This is a genomic window from Erythrobacter sp. S158, from assembly GCF_057364915.1.
Genome location: NZ_CP200279.1, coordinates 381551 through 400385, shown reverse-complemented (window position 1 = coordinate 400385; position 18835 = coordinate 381551). Strand labels below are relative to the sequence as shown.

The 18835-nt window shown below is 61.0% G+C and carries 10 protein-coding genes; 3 read left to right on the top strand and 7 right to left on the bottom strand.

Annotation, left to right across the window (positions count from 1 at the left end):
- Positions 1–7: 7 nt before the first annotated feature.
- Complete coding sequence (locus AC0V6T_RS02110; RefSeq protein ID WP_486123917.1) at positions 8–1000, bottom strand: glycoside hydrolase family 16 protein; 993 nt, start codon at positions 998–1000, stop codon at positions 8–10.
- Positions 1001–1135: 135 nt separating this feature from the next.
- Positions 1136–4417, bottom strand: a complete 3282-nt coding sequence (locus AC0V6T_RS02105) for a TonB-dependent receptor (protein ID WP_486123915.1) — start codon at positions 4415–4417, stop codon at positions 1136–1138.
- A 240-nt stretch (positions 4418–4657) separates the two neighbouring features.
- On the opposite strand from AC0V6T_RS02105, the gene AC0V6T_RS02100 reads away from it, so the two are divergent.
- Both AC0V6T_RS02100 and AC0V6T_RS02095 read left to right on the top strand, forming a co-directional pair.
- On the top strand, positions 4658–6172 hold the full coding sequence (locus tag AC0V6T_RS02100) for a tryptophan halogenase family protein (RefSeq protein ID WP_486123913.1): 1515 nt from the start codon (positions 4658–4660) through the stop codon (positions 6170–6172).
- A gap of 113 nt (positions 6173–6285) precedes the next feature.
- Positions 6286–7422, top strand: coding sequence for a hypothetical protein (locus AC0V6T_RS02095; protein WP_486123911.1), 1137 nt, complete (start codon positions 6286–6288; stop codon positions 7420–7422).
- On the opposite strand, the gene AC0V6T_RS02090 is transcribed toward AC0V6T_RS02095, so the two are convergent.
- The 4 genes from AC0V6T_RS02090 to AC0V6T_RS02075 all read right to left on the bottom strand — a co-directional run bounded on the left by AC0V6T_RS02090 (position 7423) and on the right by AC0V6T_RS02075 (position 16092).
- Positions 7423–11259 carry a GMC family oxidoreductase N-terminal domain-containing protein gene (locus AC0V6T_RS02090; protein WP_486123909.1) on the bottom strand — a complete coding sequence of 1279 codons (3837 nt, stop codon included), beginning with the start codon at positions 11257–11259 and terminating at the stop codon, positions 7423–7425.
- Positions 11256–12689, bottom strand: coding sequence for a metallophosphoesterase (locus tag AC0V6T_RS02085; RefSeq protein ID WP_486123907.1), 1434 nt, complete (start codon positions 12687–12689; stop codon positions 11256–11258). Before AC0V6T_RS02085 ends, AC0V6T_RS02090 begins: the two co-directional genes overlap by 4 nt.
- Entirely contained in the window at positions 12686–13936 is a 1251-nt protein-coding gene (locus AC0V6T_RS02080; protein ID WP_486123905.1) for a serine hydrolase domain-containing protein, read from the bottom strand. Before AC0V6T_RS02080 ends, AC0V6T_RS02085 begins: the two co-directional genes overlap by 4 nt.
- Positions 13937–14142: 206 nt before the next feature.
- Positions 14143–16092, bottom strand: a complete 1950-nt coding sequence (locus tag AC0V6T_RS02075; RefSeq protein ID WP_486123903.1) for a hypothetical protein — start codon at positions 16090–16092, stop codon at positions 14143–14145.
- Positions 16093–16255: 163 nt separating this feature from the next.
- Between AC0V6T_RS02075 and AC0V6T_RS02070 the strand changes: the two genes are divergently transcribed.
- Positions 16256–18538: a trypsin-like serine protease gene (locus AC0V6T_RS02070; RefSeq protein ID WP_486123901.1), complete on the top strand. Its 2283-nt coding sequence runs from the start codon at positions 16256–16258 to the stop codon at positions 18536–18538.
- An 80-nt stretch (positions 18539–18618) separates the two neighbouring features.
- On the opposite strand, the gene AC0V6T_RS02065 is transcribed toward AC0V6T_RS02070, so the two are convergent.
- The gene (locus AC0V6T_RS02065) at positions 18619–18831 is read right to left on the bottom strand and encodes a hypothetical protein (protein ID WP_486123899.1); all 213 of its coding nucleotides are present in this window, start codon (positions 18829–18831) and stop codon (positions 18619–18621) included.
- Between the last annotated feature and the right edge of the window lie 4 nt (positions 18832–18835).

The window sequence follows — 18835 nt, the reverse complement described above, 5'->3', positions numbered from 1 at the left end:
GCTTCGCCTATTTGATGCAGGCACGCCCCGTCCCTGGGTCGCTCCCACATTGGTAAACTCTGATCCAGTCAATCTCGAATTGAGCCGGAACGCTTTGAGGTGCAAGCCCCTTTTCATTGTCGCGTTCAGGCCAGCGCCCGCCCACTGCAAGGTTGGCCATAACATACATTGGCTGATCGAAGGGAGCGTTTGCGTTGCCTTGCGCCTTCGCAGAACCGGTGTCCCAGTCTTCCGATGTGTAGACCGCATGGACGCGATCATTGACAAGAAAGCGGATGATCCCCTCGCCCCATTCGACCGAGTAGACATGAAAACCGTCCGAAGGCAGCGAAAGATCGGGCAGCGCGATTTTGCTGTCGACATAGCGGTTGTTCGGGGGAAGATCGCCGAAATGGAGCGCGCTGACCGTGCGGTTTTCGCCAACATCGCCCTCGCACTCATCGCACTGCGCGCCAATATTGACCGCCTCGAGAATGTCGATCTCACCCGAAAGCGGCCACCCACCATAATGGTCACCCGCCGGCATCATCCAGACCGCTGGCCACATACCTTGTCCGGGCGGAACCTTCGCTCGAACCTCGACCCGTCCATAGCGCCATGCATGAAGACCGCGTGTCCGGACCTTGCCGGAAGTGTATTCCTGCGTGACCTGCGGATTGGGGTCGGCGGCAATTTCAGGCGGTCGGTTTGGGCCGGTGAAGGTTTCCTTGCGCGCCTTCAGCAGCAGAACTCCTTCTTCAACCGAGATGTTCTCGGGCCGGTCGGTGTAGCACTGGCGCTCATTGTTGCCGCCGCCCCAGCACGATTGCTCAGGTGTCCAGTTCGTGCGGTCGAGGCTATCGCCGTCGAATTCGTCCGACCAGACCAGCTCCCACCCCGCACCTTCGAGCGGTGCGACTGTCGTTTCGGACGCATCGCTCTTGGCCACGCCGGGCTCCGCGCAAGCTGAGAGCACGAGCGCCGCCGTGCACGCCGTTACCATCTGCATGCTTCGCTTCATCTCATTCCCTCCCGCAACGATCTCTAGGTGCACGAAGCCCGAGCAAGAAGAGGGGACTTTGCCCCCTCAAGCAAAGCCCCCTCTTGCCCTTACCCGATACACTCACTCGAGGTCTCGATTGCTTCGACAGATCCCCTAGAAGTCGAAGCGGGCAAGGAACGTGAAGCGGCGGTCGTTGCGGAACGCCGAACGCGTGATGCGTGTGCCGTCGAAGTCGATAACCTGGCTTGTCACGGTTACTTCGTCGAGCAGGTTCACACCTTGCACGCCGAGCTTGAGGTAATCGGTGACCGATACAAAGATCGATGCATCGAGCTGTCCCGTGTCCTCCTGGAATACCGGCGAGAATGGGAAGATATCGTCTCGCGGCGTGATCAGGAAGTCAGAGCGCCAATTGTACGCGGCGCGCATGGACAGCCAGTCCTTTTCGTAGAAGATCGTGGCGTTGACCGTATGCTCCGAGATACCCGCAAGAGGCTGGCTTGAGGAGAATGGGCCGGTGTTGCCAGCAATGTCGGCGTTCGAGAACGATCCGCCATCGATGTAGGTGTAGGTACCAGCAAGGCCCAAGCCACTCAGGATACCCGGCAGGAAGTCGTAGACCTGCTGGTAACCGACCTCGAAGCCCTTGAGCGTTCCGCCTTCGGCATTGACCGGTCCATTAACCTCAACCGGAACGGTCAGGTTCCCGCTCGGCGCGATGAAATCGACCGTGTCGATGCCCGAATTGACGATGCCCTCGATGTCCTTGACGAAGCCCGAAAGCGTGAGCGAGCCGACATCGTCGAAGTACCACTCGACCGATAGGTCGTAGTTCCACGATTCGACCGGTCGAACGTTGCGGTTGCCGGTGAACAGCTGGAACAGCGGGCCTGTTCCCAAAGTGCCCTCGGCCTGCAGATCGCCGGTATTGTCCGCGATTGTCCCGCCCGAGCGGAACAGCTGCAAGTCTGGCCGCGAAATGCCTTTCGAAACCGCAGCACGGAACAACAGCCCGCCTCCCACATCGAGGCGCGCATTGAAGCTGGGCAACCAGTGATCGAAGGTGATGTCGCGATCATCGACGATAAGGTCGCCCGTAAACGCGGCAGCGAACTCGGCCTTGCGAGCATCGGAAAGCCCGCAGAAGCCCGGCAGCGTCTGACCCGGAGGTGTGCGGCCGCACGAAGCGTCGATCTCGGCCACCTGGACGATGCCATCGCCGTTGCCCTGACCGTTGGTCACACTGGGATCATCGAAGCCGAATGGGCTCGGAAAGCCGATCAGGCCGCCGGTGCGAACCTCGGTCTCGACATAACGCAAGCCGAAGTTGCCCTCGAGGTTCCAGCCATTGTCGAAGTCGGAACCGAAGTCGATCCGGCCATATGCCGCGCGGGTAACTTCTGCGACGTCCGAAACTTCCGGCGGGCAGAAGGGATCACATGCGGTGACATTGCCTGCGATGTCGGTGAACGAGCGGCCTTGAACACCGAAGAATGGGTTCGGGGTTTGCGAGAAGGTGTTGATCTCGCGGGCCTGACGCGCCGAGTCTCCCGAAAGGTATTCACCAAGGAAGTCGTCACCTCCAAAGAAGAACGCACCACCGCCCTCGATCGGGGTCGGCGCATTTCCGCGCTGGAAGCCGTCACCGAACGGAGTGCGATAGTTCGAGAACGCCGGGAAATCGTCGACATAGGCGCCGCCGGCAATCGCAAATTCCTGACCGGGAAGACCGGTGAAGAAACGGCCCGGAATAAATCCGTTACCGAAAGGACCGGGGCCGCTTGCGCCGCAACCCGGGCCTGCGCCCCACGGTGCACAACCGGCACGGCCTGCCCAAGGAGCCGACAGGTTGCCCCAGGTGCTGAAGTTGGTGTCGCGGGTGATGCGCTCACGCTCTGCCCAGCGCGCACCGAAGCGGGCGCTCTTGAAGAAGCCGTCGTCGCTGATGTCATACTCGGCATCGAAGCGGACGCTTTCGAGGTCACCTTCGTTCTGCGCAAGCGAGTCGAGCAGGAACCAGTAATAGGTGTTTGCTCCGCTGGTGAAGTAATCCGAAGGGGCCCCCGGAGGCGCAAGGAAGCTGACCTGCGGCGTCTCGCCGGTGAGGTCGAGACCGATGTTTGCCCAGCTGTTCATCGAGCCAATGATCGAATCCTGGCGAAGATCGCTTTCGATACGCTGCGCTTCGATATTGACGCGGAAACGGTCCGTGACCTCCCAGTCGACGTCGATAGAGAAGTCCTGCGTGCTCGCCTGCGTCTCACGCTGGAAGCGGAGGGACTCAAGCGGGATGCCGCCACGACCAAACGGGTTGGCATAAGCATCGCCAACGCGCTGACTCAGCACACCGCTCTGGAAGACGCCATTGCTGTCGAACTGCCAAGTGCTGCCCGGAGCTTCGACCGGGAACAGCGCATCGTCATTGACGAGCGCGAGGAGTGCGTTCTCGTCGGTGAAGAACGATGTCTCAGCACGCAGCCACTCGACCGTTACGAGGAAATCGCGGTTCGGGCTTTCATACTGAACGACAGCATTGAACGCCTCGCGGTCGCGCTCGAGTTCGGTCGTGCGAACACCTGCACCCTTGGGCACCACGACGGTGTTGGCCGGAGGGAAGTTCGATGCGTCAAAGCCCGTCGGATCGCCGACACCAGCTGACGAGACCGCAGTGGTACGGAAACATGGGCCATCCAGCGTATCGGCACGGAAGCATGGGTCAGTGACCTGCGAGGCATCGGTGCGGCTGATCAGTTCAGAGCGCGCATAGCCGAACTGCAGACCGACAGAGCCTGCATCGCTTTCGTAAGTCGTCGAGCCAAGGAAGGAGAAACCTGGCGAGACTTCTTCGGCAAGATCGCCAACGTTGGCTTCGATCGTACCCGCAAGGCGCGTACCGCGGTTGTCGAGAGGCTTGCGGGTGACGAGATTGACCGTACCGGCGATACCGCCATCGACCATGTCTGCGGTGACGTTCTTGAACACCTCGACGCGGCCAAGAAGCTCAGGCGAAACGTCGTTGAAGCTAAGCACGCGGCCGCCGGTCGCGGAGAAGATGTCGCGGCCATTGAGCTCGGAGCGCACAAATGGAAGACCGCGAATGATGACGCCGGTGCCTTCGACCGAGAAACGGTCGGGGTCGGAAGTCTTTTCGAACCGGCCAATGTTGACGCCAGGGATACGCTGAAGCGTCTCTGCAACCGAGCGGTCGGGCAGCGCGCCGATGTCTTCTGCGGTCACCGCATCGACAAAGGTGTCGGAGTCGCGCTTGATGTTCTGCGCGTTTTCCAGCGAGGCCCGGAAGCCTGAAACGATAATGACATTTTCGGTATCCGCCGTTTCGGACGCGACCTGTTCGTCCTCGTCAGCGTCGTTGTCCTGAGCATAGGCTGGCATGGCTGCCGCCATCGAGATGGCGAGGCCGGAAGCGGTGCTCAATGCAAAAAGACGCCCTTTGGGCGCAATTCGACCGGTGTTCATTATTAGGTATCCCCTCCGAAAAATCGCATGCGGGCTTTGTGCCGACAATTCGATTGACAGAGGGCTACCTCAATTTGTTAGCGTTCACAAGGCTTGCAACAAATCGTTCATAATTGATGTGGCCATCATGCCACAGCGTGGTATTTGGCAGGGGCGCGAAAGGTCTGTTACGCTGCCGGTCTGGGGATAGAGGAACACATGGCAATTCAACACATAGTGATCGTCGGCGGCGGGACCGCGGGCTGGATGGCGGCGGCAGCCTTGTCTCGACTGAAATCAGGTCGCACGCTCGACATCACCTTGATCGAGTCGGAGCAGATCGGAACCGTGGGTGTGGGGGAAGCGACCATTCCGCCCTTCGTTGGCTTCAATGATCTGCTGGGCATTCCAGAGAGCGAATTGCTGTCGAACGTCCAGGGCACTTTCAAGCTTGGCATCCAGTTTGAGAACTGGGGCAAGCGCGGCGACAGCTATATCCACCCCTTCGGCGCCTACGGCTACACGATGGGAGGCATTTCCTTCCACCATGTCTGGCACAAGCTTGCGAAAGAGGGCGACAATCGTCCGATCCAGGTCTTCAACGTCGAAACGATGGCTGCCTATTTCGGCAAGTTCATGCGCAGTGAGGACTACCAGAAGCAGCGCGACGACCTGCCGCCGATTAATTACGCCTATCACCTCGACGCGGGCAAATATGCCGCCTTCCTTCGCGGTTACGCAGAGAAGCGCGGCGTGGTGCGCCAGGAAGGCAGGGTCGATGACGTATCGCTCGATGGCGAAACGGGCTTCGTTACCGGCGTAACGCTCGACGATGGGCGCAAGATCGATGGCGATCTTTTCATCGATTGCTCGGGTTTCCGTGGTCTGCTGATCGAGCAGGCGCTTGGGACAGGCTATGAAGACTGGACTCACTGGCTACCTTGCAACCGCGCAGTCGCGCTGCCTTGCGGGCGCGATGATGGCAGCCCTCCCCCGCCTTTCACCCGGGCGACGGCGCACAGTGCGGGCTGGCAGTGGCAGGTTCCACTGCAGCACCGCAACGGCAACGGCCATGTCTATTGCAGCGAATTCATGGAAGACCAGGAGGCGCTTGATATCCTGCTGGGCAACATAGCGGGCAAACCTCAGGCAGATCCAAATTTCCTGCGCTTTACGACGGGTCGCCGCAAGAAGTTCTGGAACAAGAACGTAGTAGCGCTCGGCCTCTCGGCGGGTTTCATGGAGCCGCTGGAATCGACATCTATCCATCTCATCAACACCGGGGTGGACAAGCTTCTTTCGCTTCTGTCGCTGGACGGAGTGACGCAGACGCAGGAAGACACGTTCAACCGGCTAACGGGCCGCGAATATGCCCGCATCCGCGACTTTCTGATCCTGCACTACAACGCCACCAGCCGCGACGATTCCGGCTTCTGGAACTATGTGCGCACGATGGACGTGCCCGAAACGCTCACCGAGAAAGTCGAGCTGTTCAAAGCGAATGGGCAGATCTTCCGCGAGGAGGACGAACTCTTCACCGAGACCAGCTGGGCGGCAGTGATGATGGGACAAGGCATCGCGATGACTGGCCACAACGCGATGGCGGATTCGCTCGACCCGGCCTCGACGCGCAAGGAGATCGACGAGATGGAGCAGTCCATCCGTTTCCTCATCCAGCACATGCCTGGCCACGGCGATTATCTCTCGCGCTACTGCCCTGCCAAGGCTGCCTGACCAGCACCAGACGTAACCCACGAAATCGCCTGCAAATTTTTGCATTCCTTGTTGTTAGCGTTATCAATATTGACAGGATCGTCCGTAAAGAAAGGCGGACACGGAGAAGAAGCATGAGAAAGCAAACCAACCGGATTATGGCAGTCCTGATGGGGCTTGCATGGATCGCGTCGCCGCAGATCGCGACCGCCCAGAGTGAAGAGGCGGTTGCTGCGCTCGACGCGCAATTGCCGGGCGACCTCGTGAACGATCCCTCGCGCATCGACTGGCAAAGCTATGGCGCTGATCTCAACGCGTCTTCAGTGGTCGACGAGAGCATTCCTGGCGGCGGCGCGGCGCGTCGTTTCGAGGTCACCCGTGCAGCGGAGTTCATCTACACTGCCGGGACCAACATCCCGCTGACCGAAAGCGTTTCGCGAGGCGATACAGTGACTGTCGGCTTTTATGCCCGCACCATTTCCGCCGACACCGATGATGGTCGCGGTGTCGTGCGGGTCCGTTTCCAACGCAACGTCGAGCCGTTTCCCGGTTTCGGCGAGGAGACGCTGAGCATCGGCAATGACTGGGAATGGTACGAAGTCACCGCCAGTGCCGAACAGCGCCTTCGATCGAGCGACGGCATCATCGCGCTGCAATTCGGTCGCACACGCCAGACGATCGAGATCGGCCAGGCGATCGTCGTGACCGGCGCTGAGACGATCGCGGCGACTGGCCCTGCGGCGCTCGCCCCGGTGGTCTACGAAATCCCCGAACTCGAAATGCCCGAGGTGCTTGAGGACGCTGGTCTTCTTATCAACGACCCAAGCCAGTCGGCATGGAAGTTCGGTGGTTCGACCGGGACTATCGAAAATCGCGCCGAAAACGAAATCTGGATGATGCGCGCCACGCGGTTCGCGGTCGATGATCCGGCATCGCAGCTCACCGATATCGCCGCGACAATCCCGATCACCCGGACGATCAAGGAAGGCGACGACCTACTGATCGCGATCGCCGCTCGCACTGTCAGCGCCAGCACCGAAGACGGCAAGGCAGTCGCAGCCACCCGCATTCAGGGCACCCTGCCTCCATTCGAAAGCTTCGCCTCGAACCGATTCCGGATCGGCTCCAACTGGCAGCTAATCCGGATCGAGACCAAGGCCCCGCGCGACTACGGCGCAGGCGGCGCAGAGCTTGAGGTCTATTTCGGCGGGACCGCGCAGGAAGTCGACCTCGGCCCTGTCTATGTCTTCAAGACGGGCAGCGCGCAGTAATCAGGCGATCCTGCGCGCTTCGGCTCCTAAATCCCCCGATCCGGTCATCCGGTCCAGGCGTTCCAGCTCCTCAAGCAAAAGCGGCGTCACATCGCGGCTCGCATTGCGACCGATGAAGAGGTCCATGTGGCCGTAATCGGGCACAATGCGCTGGCGATAAAGCTCGCTGCCATTGTGCTCGGTCAGCCAGACCCGCGTGCGCTGCCCGCTCTCGGGGTAGAAGATTTGGTTGGTTGCGCCTGACAGGAAGGTGATCGGCATTGCGAGACGCCGCGCCGCGTCTTCGTCGGTGTAGATAGCCTTGCCGTCGGCGTTCACCGCCAGCCCCTTGTGCATGATATCGCCCAGGTGTTTGAACGGTGAAAGCGATACGCGGCTGAACATGCTACCCAAAGCAAGGTGCGTGTCATGGCCAAGCTGGCGATGATCCCAGCTTGGGCCAAAGGTGCCGAAGACACGACGACAAGTCGGGTTCTTGCACTCCTGACCCTCCGGCACGGGTAACTGATAGGCAACCGCGTCGATCTCGTAGTCTGCCTCGGTCCCCTGGCTCACGAAGTCCATGTGCCCGTCTAGCAGGGAGATCTCTCCCAGCACTCCAGCGATACCCAGATCGGCCTTCATGTAGTTGAGCCAGTCGGTCACAGGGTGAAGCGTCAGCTGCGAACTGATGAGCGAGCGCACGTGGCTCACCCGGCCCGCACCGATGCCCATCAGCAGGCTCATCGAGCCGACACAGTGAGCGAGCGCCTGCACGTCGGCAGCGCCAGTAACATCGCGGATCTTTGCGACAGCCGCGGGCCAGTCGTAGCGCGCGATATCGTCGATGTTGAACTCGGGCGGATGCTCGGTGTCGTTGCCGGAATCTGCGCTCGCACGATAGTCGAATAGCCACACGTCGTATCCTTGCGCGACAAGGCTTTCGCTGAGGTTTTCATCGACCGTTGGCGTCGCAAAGCTCGATGCGCGCACCGAAAATCCGGGTGCAAGAACGATGGGCCCCCGCGAGCCGCCGCGATAGCGGGTCAGGCCAATATTCACGCCGTCGCCGGTTGGAACGATATGTCGCTCGGCGCTCGGCAAGCGTAGGTTACGCAACTTGAGCTCGGCTGCGTCCGACTTGGCGAAGTCGTTGAGCGTCGCCAGCATGCCACCATATGCGCGGAATACGGTCATCGCGAAGAACCCGGCATACTTCGCGACGAAGAAGGTCTCGACTGCCTTCTTCGCGCGCGGGATCAGGCCGACAATATGGCCGAACAGCGTGTCGGCATCGTGGACGGTGATGGTCGTAAGCTGACGCATGAATTCGTCGATGCCCAGCTTGAGCACCCCGCGCCCAATCAAATCGCCGCTTTCATCCTTTCCATGACGCAGTGTCACGAACAGCGTGGTCAGGTCGGTCCAAGGATCGGACTTGCTAGTGCCCGAGCCGCGCTGTTCGAGCGTCTTGAACCCGTGGAAGTGGATCGGTCCGTCCGGCCCCTCAAGCACCATGTCGTAGAGCATCTTCCAGCTCTCGGCCTTGTCGGGATCGGCAACCAGCAGGCGGAAAGTGCCTTCGCGCACCGGCAAGGGGTCAGGAGCGATCGCGCTCACAAGCACCTCGCCAGTGATCTTTGAGCGATGTTCGCGTTCCTCGATCATGCGGTGCAGGTTTTCGGTGGTGACAGTCAGCTTGAAGCGGCACTCGCCGCCCTCGGCCTCGCCCCATGCCGCGCCATTGGCATAGTCGTCGCGAATACGCTCGACATGGCCGCAAGGGCGATGGTGGCAGCCGGTTGCGCTGATGTGCCCGGCCATTGTTTCGGTGAAGGAAAGACCAGGGCTCATCGCTTCCGGATGGTCCTTCACCAGTTTGCGGATCGCGGCCTTGCCCTCTTCGATCGCACCGTCTTCGAAGTGCTTGCCCGCTTTTGTCACGGCGTCGGCGACCGGCCCGATCGCATGACCTGCCACCCACTTGGCGATGCCGAGCTTGAGGTGTTCGTGATGAGGCAGCGGCTTGTGTTCGCTGATCTCCTCTTCTTCAATCACCGGCGGCGGCAGCGCGGATTCTTCACCGAGCGCATAGTCGATGGTCCAGCCTTCGCGCTTTGCCATTTTCTCGACAGCACGCTCGGCCACGGCGGTGATCGTCAGGAGCGGGTTTACGCCCACGGCGCCCGGAAGCGCCGCTCCGTCGCAGACATAGAGACCATGATGAACCTCGCGACCATCAGCGCCCGCGAAGACGCGGCAGGTGTCATCGACGACGCCGGAGGACGCATCGTCCCCCATGCCGCATCCGCCGATTGGATGGACGGTGATGAGCTTGCGGCCAAGCTTGTCCGACCAGAGCGGGTCGGAGAAATACTGCGCCTCGATAGCCTCCGCCGCCTCACGCATCTTGTCGTCGTCGTGACGGAAGGTCCGCTGCTCGCCCGCATCCGCCCAGTTGATCGTGATGCGGTCGTCTTCGAGAGCGAGCGATCCGCCCGTGTCGTCGACGCTCATCACGAGGTAGGTCTGCGTGCGCGACATCGGGCCCTTGTAAGCCCAGTCTGCGATGCTGCCCGGATCGGTCTGCACCGCCTCGCCCATCGCTTTTGCGTCGAGCAAACGCGGTTTCACCTGATCGAAGCCGAAGCGCGTGAAGCCATCGGCCAGCGCCTCTCCGAAGAAGAACGCAGGACCGAGAGCGGCCGCGATAATGCCGGGAGCAGCGCCTTCTTCGATCACAAGGCCTTGCGTCACATCCTCTGCATCGCGCATGTCGATGATGCCGGTGATGCAAGGGCCGGGATAGGCTTCTTGGCTCACGTCATTCGTGCCGACGCCCAGCGCATAGATCGGCTGAGCGGTGACGACGTCGCCGTCCTTCTGCGTCTTGTAGTAGCTGTCATAGGCAAAGCCGAGCGCATCGCCGTTGCCCGAGAAACGCTTGCCGAGATGATCGGAGAGCGAAAGCCCCTTCTCGCGCGAACGCAGCAATATCTCGGTCGACCCGATAGCGCCTGCGCCAAGCACGACATGGTCGGCAGTGATCGACGTTACCTCGCCGGCCGAACTTTCCGCGTTGTGTTCGACATGGACGCGCCATTGTTCGCCGTCGCGCTCGATCCACAGCACCTTGGCCTGCGTCAAGATTTCAGCGCCGTGATTTGCCGCATCGGGCAGGTAATTCATCAGCGTGGTATTCTTCGCGCCGACATTGCAGCCCGATGTGCAATCGCCGCAATTGGTGCAGGCAGGCTGAGGCACGCCGAACTTGTTGGTCTTGTCCTCGAACGTGACATTGATCGGCGTCTTGTAGAAGCGCTTACCCATCGCCTTGGCCGAATGCTCCAGCGCATCGAGCTTGCCGAGCGCGGGGTAGGTATCCGGGTAAGGATTAGGCGACAGCATCTCGCGCGCGCGCTCGTAATAGGCGTCGATTGCGTGACGGTCCTCGCGGAAAGCCGCCGGCCAATGGGCTTGGTCGAGCAGGCGTTTGTCGAGTTCGAGCGAGACGTTGGCATTGATCAGCGATGTTCCACCAAGCCCGCAGCCGACGAGCGCGTATTGGTCATCGTTCACATGCACTTCGAAAAGAGCGTCAGGCGAACCGATCCGGCCACCTTTTGCGTTGAACTGCATAGCGCCCTGCGCGTCTTCGAGCTTGTTCGGATATTCACCGGGAAGGATCTCCTTCCCGCGCTCAAGCACGCACACATCCTGTCCCGCCCGCGCAAGGCGCGAGGCTGCGACGCCTGCGCCATAGCCAGAGCCGACGACGAGGACGGTGTAATGCGATTTTGCCTCGGCAAGCGGTTTGGCGATGCGTTTCTGGCCGTAATTTGGAATTGCCTGGGTCATTCTGCTGCCTCCCGCAGCTGTGCGCTGGAGCGATCGAGCAACAGACGGGAGCGCTTTTCCGCCTCTTCGATGATGCGGGCGTGGACGAGGCGCGAGAAGTCGGCCCAGCTTGCTGAAGCGCGGTCCACGGCCTGCGATGCCTCGTCGATGAGGCGGCTGATGCGGCCGCTTCCCTCGACCCGGACAGGGGCGATGGTGCCGTCGGTGGGATCGTTGAAAAGGCGCAAGGATGCGACTTCGAGCGTGTCGGACACCAGCATCGCTGCACAACCCTGCACCGGCATCAGGGTCGGCTCATCAAGCACCCAGCCTCCCGTGTTGAAAACCGCGACAGGCAGGTCGAAGCCGTCGACCTTGAGCTCATCCTGAAACGGCTTGTGGGTGTGCCCGAAAATGAAGGAAAGCTCGCGCGGGCGGCCAGGTAGCTCGTCCTCCATCGCTTTTGCGAGCGGGGTGCCGATGTACCAGTCAAGATCGTCGACCTCGTCTGCACCAAGCACATGGCCATAGCCATCGCGCTGACGCTCTGCGGTGCGACCCGCGGTGATGTCGATGCCTGCACGAATGAGGTTGTCGAGGGTGACCCCGTATTTGAGCGGCATCTTGGGATTGATGCCCATTTTGGCATGGAGACCGCCCGTGATCCGGCGCGCGAGACCTTCTGCGAAATCGTGGCTCGCGCCAGCGCTCAGCATGGTTTCGTAGAGCGAGCCGACCTCGCCGCCGACATCGCCAGCACTTCCCAGATCGGACCACAGGAAGTCGATCCACGGACCGTTTTCCTGTTCCAGCTGGCGCATGGTCGAAGGGCGCGGATCGCTGTCTTCGAGGAAGCCGCGCACATTCGAGAGCGAGCGGTACATGCCGTCGAGGTAATGGCCATGATGCATGACCACGGCGCGTCCGCTCTCACGGTCCGACAGACCCCAGTTCGGATAAGCGATCCTGACCGAAGCGCCCTCCAGATGCGGACGGTGCGCGATCAGCGATTCCATCAGTCGGCAACGATGACGCGGCGTGCCGAAAATCGTTGTCACAGCTTCGAGATCCTCCGGCAACTCGCCGCTCTGAAGCGCAGTCACGAAACCGTGATCCTGCGCCATGCGCCACAGGTGATGATCGTGATTGCCTGCGATGTAGACGATCTCGCGCTGGAACAGCTTAGGCCCATCCTTGGGAAAGAAAGCGTCGAGCAATTGCAGGAAACTCTTCGACACATCCCCGAATGGCGAGAGGCCAAGGTCCAGCGCATCGCCAAGCAACACAAGCTGCGGCTTTTCACCCTGCATGGTTTCGCCGATCGCAGCGGCAAAGGCGCGCAGAACGTCTGACGGGCCATCAGCAATCGCGCCGGTGCCATCGACATGGGTCAGCAGGCTGTCGCGCGCGCCGAGGTGGATGTCCGAAAGGACGACGTGACGAATGCTCATTTCGTGTTCTCCAGACATGCGTAGAAGGCGTCGCGAACGATCTTCTCGCGCGGGTCGTCCCATTTTCCGGTACCAAGCTGGTTGGTGATCCATGCGTAGGAGACCCCGTCTTCGGGGTCGCAAAAGGCCAGCGAGCCGCCGACTGCGAAGCTGCCAAAGGCGCTGCGCGTGCGGGCGAACTCCCACTCGCTGAAAGGTTTTTCGAAACCGTAGGAATAGTACATGTCGGCGGTCAGGATTTGGTCCTTCAGACCCTTGCGAGGGTATGGATGCCCCTGCTTGAGCGTTGCCATGACATCAGGCGTCACTCCCAGCGCGTCGCCGCGTTGCGTAAACGCATCGTAGAGCGTCGCTAAACCGCGCGCCGACGCCATGCCGCCAGCCGCCCCCTGCCCGACGCGCCAGAACCCCTCGTTATCGAGCGCGCCGGGCCCTTCGAGCACCAGCGGGTTGTTGAGCGTGCGGAAAGCGAGCGTTCCCGGCAAGCACATCTTGAAGGTGAGCGGCCAAGGCATCGTGGTGTGGTGGATGAAGAGGTCCTGCATCCCGAACCCTTCGATCCGGGCGATGCGTTTACGGTCGAAGTCCTCGGGCAGCCCCACAAAGACGTCAGCGCCTAGTGGCTGTGCGATCTCTTCGTTGAAGAACTCAGGCAGTCGGCGTCCCTGAGCATCGCGGCGGTGGATCAGTTCGCTGGCGATCCAGCCCAATGTGTAGGCGTGGTTCCCCGAATGGTCGCCTGGCGTCCAATTTGGTTTCTGACGCGCTATCGCGGCACAAATCGCCTCTTCATCGCCGAGACGGTCGACCGTCAGCTTGTAGTCAATCGCTGCAAGGCCAGCCTGCTCGGACAATGCCTCGCCGACGGTCACCGCCCCTTTGCCATTGGCTGCAAATTCGGGCCAGATATCGGCGACCGGTTCGTTATAGGAAAACAGACCACGCGATACGGCCACGGCGGCAGCCATGCCGGTCAGACCTTTGGTGAGTGAGTAGACCAGTGCGACCGTGTCATTGGTCCATGGCCGCGCTCGCTCGACGCTTTTCCAGCCGCCCTGAAGATCGACCACAGTTTCGCCGCGATGCATGATCGTGCAAGCTGCGCCCAAGGCGCTTCCCGAGATGATTGATGCTTCGAAAGCGTGGGCAACAGGCTCAAACCCATCGGCCACGAAACCGCCGATCCCCGCCCGCAAATCACCGCCCTGCACATCGGCGTGCAGAAACGGGCTGCTTGATAAATGCATAATGCGTCCCCGTTTTCGCGATGACAGAACGCCTCGCGCCTCGTGAACAGGGCTATAGGAGAATGGTTAATTGCGAGTTAGGGGCGTTTACCGAACCGATCTATTTGACGCGAAAAGGCAGCCGCAAATTACTTGCCAAATACATCAAAGCCCGATTTTCAGCATAATTCTGTTCTCGGCAGACAAGTATTGTTTGACGCGATCCGCTAGGCGGGCAGCGCGAGATGCTTGGCTCCGTAGACCGCCTGCCAGCTCTCGATTTCCTCCACCACGATATCGTCGATCGCGCGCACGAGGTCAGAGGCCACATGGTAGGTTAGGCGCTGCTCGTTGCCATCGAGGAGCAGCTTGATCCGCTCCTCGACATCGCCCAGTTTCGAGGCCGTCACGCGGGAAATCGAGGAAAAGCGCTCGAAATCTCCAAAATAGCGGATACCGGCAAGGTTCGCGCCGATCGTTGGAAATGCAACTCCGAGGAAGGTGAAAACCTTGGCCGTGGCGTAGGGCCAGTCGCGAGGAAGAACGCCGGTCAACGCGCCCAATTCGAGGAGCAGATAGACCGAGACCGAAAACACCGCGGCGAGAAAACCCCACTCAGCGGTCTTGTCTATCCGATGGTGCACCCGGTGTAGCTGCTCGGCCTTGGCCGCATGGTATTGGCGCTGACCTTGCACGTGCGGAAGCACGACATCTGAAAGTACCCCGCGAAGATAGTCGCGATCGACACGGGCTTCGGGCAGTCCTGCATCGCGCAGCGCATCACGCACAAAACGCTCGGGCCATTGCGCCGTCTCACCTCTCGGCCAGCGCGCGATCGGGCGCGAGACACCCATCATCAGGATACCGGGTGCAAAGCGCAGATACTCAGCGACGCGGCGCGTCTCGAACCAGCGCCGATGCCAGGCTCGGCGTGATCCTGCGTAGGTGATGGCGAGGATGAGCACGAGCAGAACCAGCTCGGTCGATGCGAATATCCATTTATACTTGGCGAGGTCGAACGGCAGGTAAGCAATCCCCGCAATGATCGCGAGCGCCGAGAGGATGAAGTTGACCGACATCCCGCTGCGATAGGCATCGGACAATCGGCTCGACACCCCGTCAGCCCACGCAAACATGGGCAGCAAGCTGTCGCGCAAGCGGCGATGCAGATGCTGGTCTTCCCCGAGCAGTCCTCGCGTTGCATCGAGAACCGCCGAAGCTGATCCGTCCGCGATCGCTTCAGGAGATTCGTAAGCGGCCTTGGTAGTGCCCGATTTGACGGAACGCCCTCCGAACAGCGCTTCGATCTTGCGGTAGAACCCGAAGGCGAAACCGGGCTTGCGCCGCCACTTCTCACTGTCGAGCGCGTCCATGCTTTCACCGTCGAGGCCGAGCGCACTTCGGACATGCGCGTCCAGCCGGTCCCTGTCGGGGTCGCCATGATCGGCCCCGCGGTGACCAAGTTCCTCGGGCCGAACCAGGATCGACCACCCGCGCGGCATTGCAGGGTCGATCACCAAGACCGGCGTGCCCTGCTCCAGCGCGTGAAGTACTGTGTGCCCCGTGCCCCCTGGCAGGTCGGTCATCTTGCCGTCCCAGACCGCGATCAGGAGGTCACATCGCTCAATCATCACCCGGCCCGCCAATGCGACATTGTCTGATGCAAGCGCAGCAAACCGATGCGCCGCGCCTTTGTCGGCGGGATCGTCGAGCGTTTGTTCCAAGACGGTGCGTATCTCGTCATCGCGATCCGCGATCTCGAACACATGCGCCCGGTCCATGAGGTCGCGTATCGCCGCAGCCCGGGCCTCGACCTCAGCATCGCCAGGACGTTGGCCCTTTGCGAAAGCTTGCACATCTGCAGCGGTTTTAGCCTGCGCATTGATTGCAAGGTTGAGCTCGGCTCCGAATGGCAGCGGCGCTACAAGCGACCATTCCCGCTCAAGCGCCAGATGGGCTGCAATCTGATCGATACCGCCGGCAAGCAAGCAGTGCAGTCGAACGGTGAGGGCAGAATCGGCATCTTCGCGTCGCAGGCGGTCAAAGCGATCAAAGAGGTCGGAAAGGACGTCTCGAACCTCAGCCTCGTTCGCTTCGAGAGAAGCGTTGTCGGGACGGTGTCCGGTAATCGCGAGCGCCAGATGCGGCGTCCAGGGAGCGAGCGCTTTGGGATCCATTAATGCTTCGCTTTATGCCCCTGTTGTCACCCGAAATGCACGCTGCCTGAGCAAGTGCATGCCATTCCTTACCGTCCGATCATTACCGGGCACAAGCCCGCACAGGTTGACACCCCCGAGAGCTGGGCGCAGCCTGCCCTGCAGCGGGGGGAGGATGCGAGTAATGCACCGACAAATTGCAAGCGGATTGCTGGCTGCGGCGATAGCGATGGCGCCAATTGCGGCCCATGCTCAAACATCTGGAAACGATCTCAAGCAGCCGGTCGATACGCCTATCGACAGGATCGAGTATGACCGGATCTCCACGCCAAAGGCGCCAATAGGCAAATCCGAGCAGCGGCTGCGCGATGAAGCTGCAACCTTCGCCGCGTTACAGCAGGCCTGCGAGATGGGTAACCTCGCGTCTTGTGGCGAGCTCGGCAAAGCGTACGAGAACGGTGAGGGAACGCCCCAGAACCGCCCCGTAGCGGGGATTCTAATGGATAGAGCGTGCGAGGCTGGTAATGCCCAAAGCTGCGTCGATCTTGGGCTACTGCTTCTCGCGTCACGGTTAGAGCAGCCTCGAACGCGCGCGTTCGCGTCTTTCAGCAGCGCCTGCGACTTGGGCTCGCTTGATGGCTGCGCGGAAGTCGCTCGCGCCTATCGCCGTGGTGACGGCGTCCAACAGAACGAGGCACGCGCGGGTGAACTCGCGCGCGATGCATGCGAAAAAGGCGGCGCGCTTGCCTGCCGTGACATCGCGGACCAGATCGCTTCGTCCGACCCCGAATACCTGCGCCGTGACCAGGTTGTCTCGCTATACTCGCGTGGCTGTTTTGGGGGCGATGCACGCTCCTGCGCCGACTTGTGGAGCTATTACGGCCTCGACGAAACATCGCCCCGCCATCCCCGCAAGGTGCAACTCTTTGACCGTGGCTGCGAGCTCGGCGACGCATTGGCCTGCAAACGGCGCGGCGAGGTCGCACTCTTGGCCAACGGCGGCTACCGCGACAACCAAGCAGCGCTGCCTTACTATGATCGCGCCTGCTACCTGAGCCCGGATCGCATGTGCTGGGAGGCGAAAGCGTTGCGCCAGGAGCGGATAGAATCCGATGCCTGTCAATCCGGCGACAATTCGGCATGCGCAAGGCTGGGCGAGATCTACGGCTACTTCGACACGCCGCTTCACGACCCACAGCTGGCCCAGGCTTATTACGAATATGCCTGTTATGCCGGAGCCACCGAAGCGTGTGCGCAGGCGGGGCAAATGGTGTTGGATGGCCCTGGGCCTTTTGATGCCGACGCCGTCTACCAAGGCATCGCCTATCTCGAGCGCGGCTGCGCGGCGGAGCACGCGTTTGCGTGCTCACAGCTTGCCGAGCATCTCGAGCGTGGCGAGATTATAGAGCGCGACATGGCTCGCCATTACGATCTGATGCTACGCCTTTGCGATGCGAATTGGGGCAGAAGCTGTCAGGATCTCGAAAACGCCTACGCGACCGATCCCGACGCTCCGTTGACACAGGCCGGCATTCGCTACCCCGCTCCGATCGAGGAAGGCGATACCGATTGGATCGACCCTTTCCTCACCGAGCAGGAGCGCGAAGCAAGGCGCAATCGGTGCGCCACAAGCGAGATCGAGTTTGAAGGCACGGTCTATACCGACACCGTCTGCATGCCGCAGGATCTGGTCATTGGTGGCAAAAGCTTACAGCCGGGCGCGGCGCCCTGGCAGGCCTTGATTTGGCGGCCGGAACGAAGCTTCGGGATCGATCTCAATGAAAGTCAGCGGGTGCTGTGCGGTGGATCGCTCATCGCAACCGGCTGGATCCTGACGGCAGCGCACTGTCTGACCGACGATGGAGGGCTGATCGAGGGTCGCGGCTACACCGTAAGGCTGGGCGTGCATGATCCGCATGAAGATCAGGGCATCTCTTTTCCAATCGTACAGGTGTTGGATCACCCGGACTATGATCCTGAAACCTTCGCCTACGATATTGCCCTTGTACGCTACAATCCGCGCGCCGGTCGGCGCGACGGCCCGGTCAACTCGATCACCAGCATCGCGACCGACCGCGAAACGATGGAAGACCGCGTGATCCGTCGCGGAGCGCCTGTCTACGTGTACGGTTTCGGACGCACACAGCTTGATGATGCATCGAGCACCGCATCGCTTCAGAGCGCCAGGCTGCTTCTGGAATTGCAAGCGCGTTGCAACGGCATCACCCGCTTTCCGCGTGATCAGTGGAACACGATGCTATGCGCTGCCGGCCCCAATCGCGAACAGGCCTGCAAGGGGGACAGCGGCGGCCCGCTGATCACTTATAGCGACGCAGACCGGAGGCCGCGCGTCATCGGAGTGGTGAGTTCTGGTCGCTCCTGCGGCCAAACCGGCGAAGCCAGCCGCTACACCCGCGTTGCGGCGGCACGGGATTGGCTGGACGACATGCTCGGCATCCGTCCCTGAGGTCCAGCCGTCTTCGGAATCAAAAGGCCCGGTTCAGACGATCCTGAACCGGGCCTTCGAATAAGCAGTCTTGCCGCGGTTTACATCGGGTCGACAGGATTGCCGCTACCCTCGACCGGATCGGCTTCCGGAGTTTCCGCGGTTTCTTCAGCGCCCTCTTCGGCCATTTCCTCGCCGGCTTCTTCAGCCATTTCGTCGGTGGTCTCTTCAGCGGCGTCAGTGGCTTCGCCGGCACAGGCGGAAAGGGAAAGCGCAGCTGCGCCTACCAATGCCGTAAGGTATGTTTTCTTCATTATT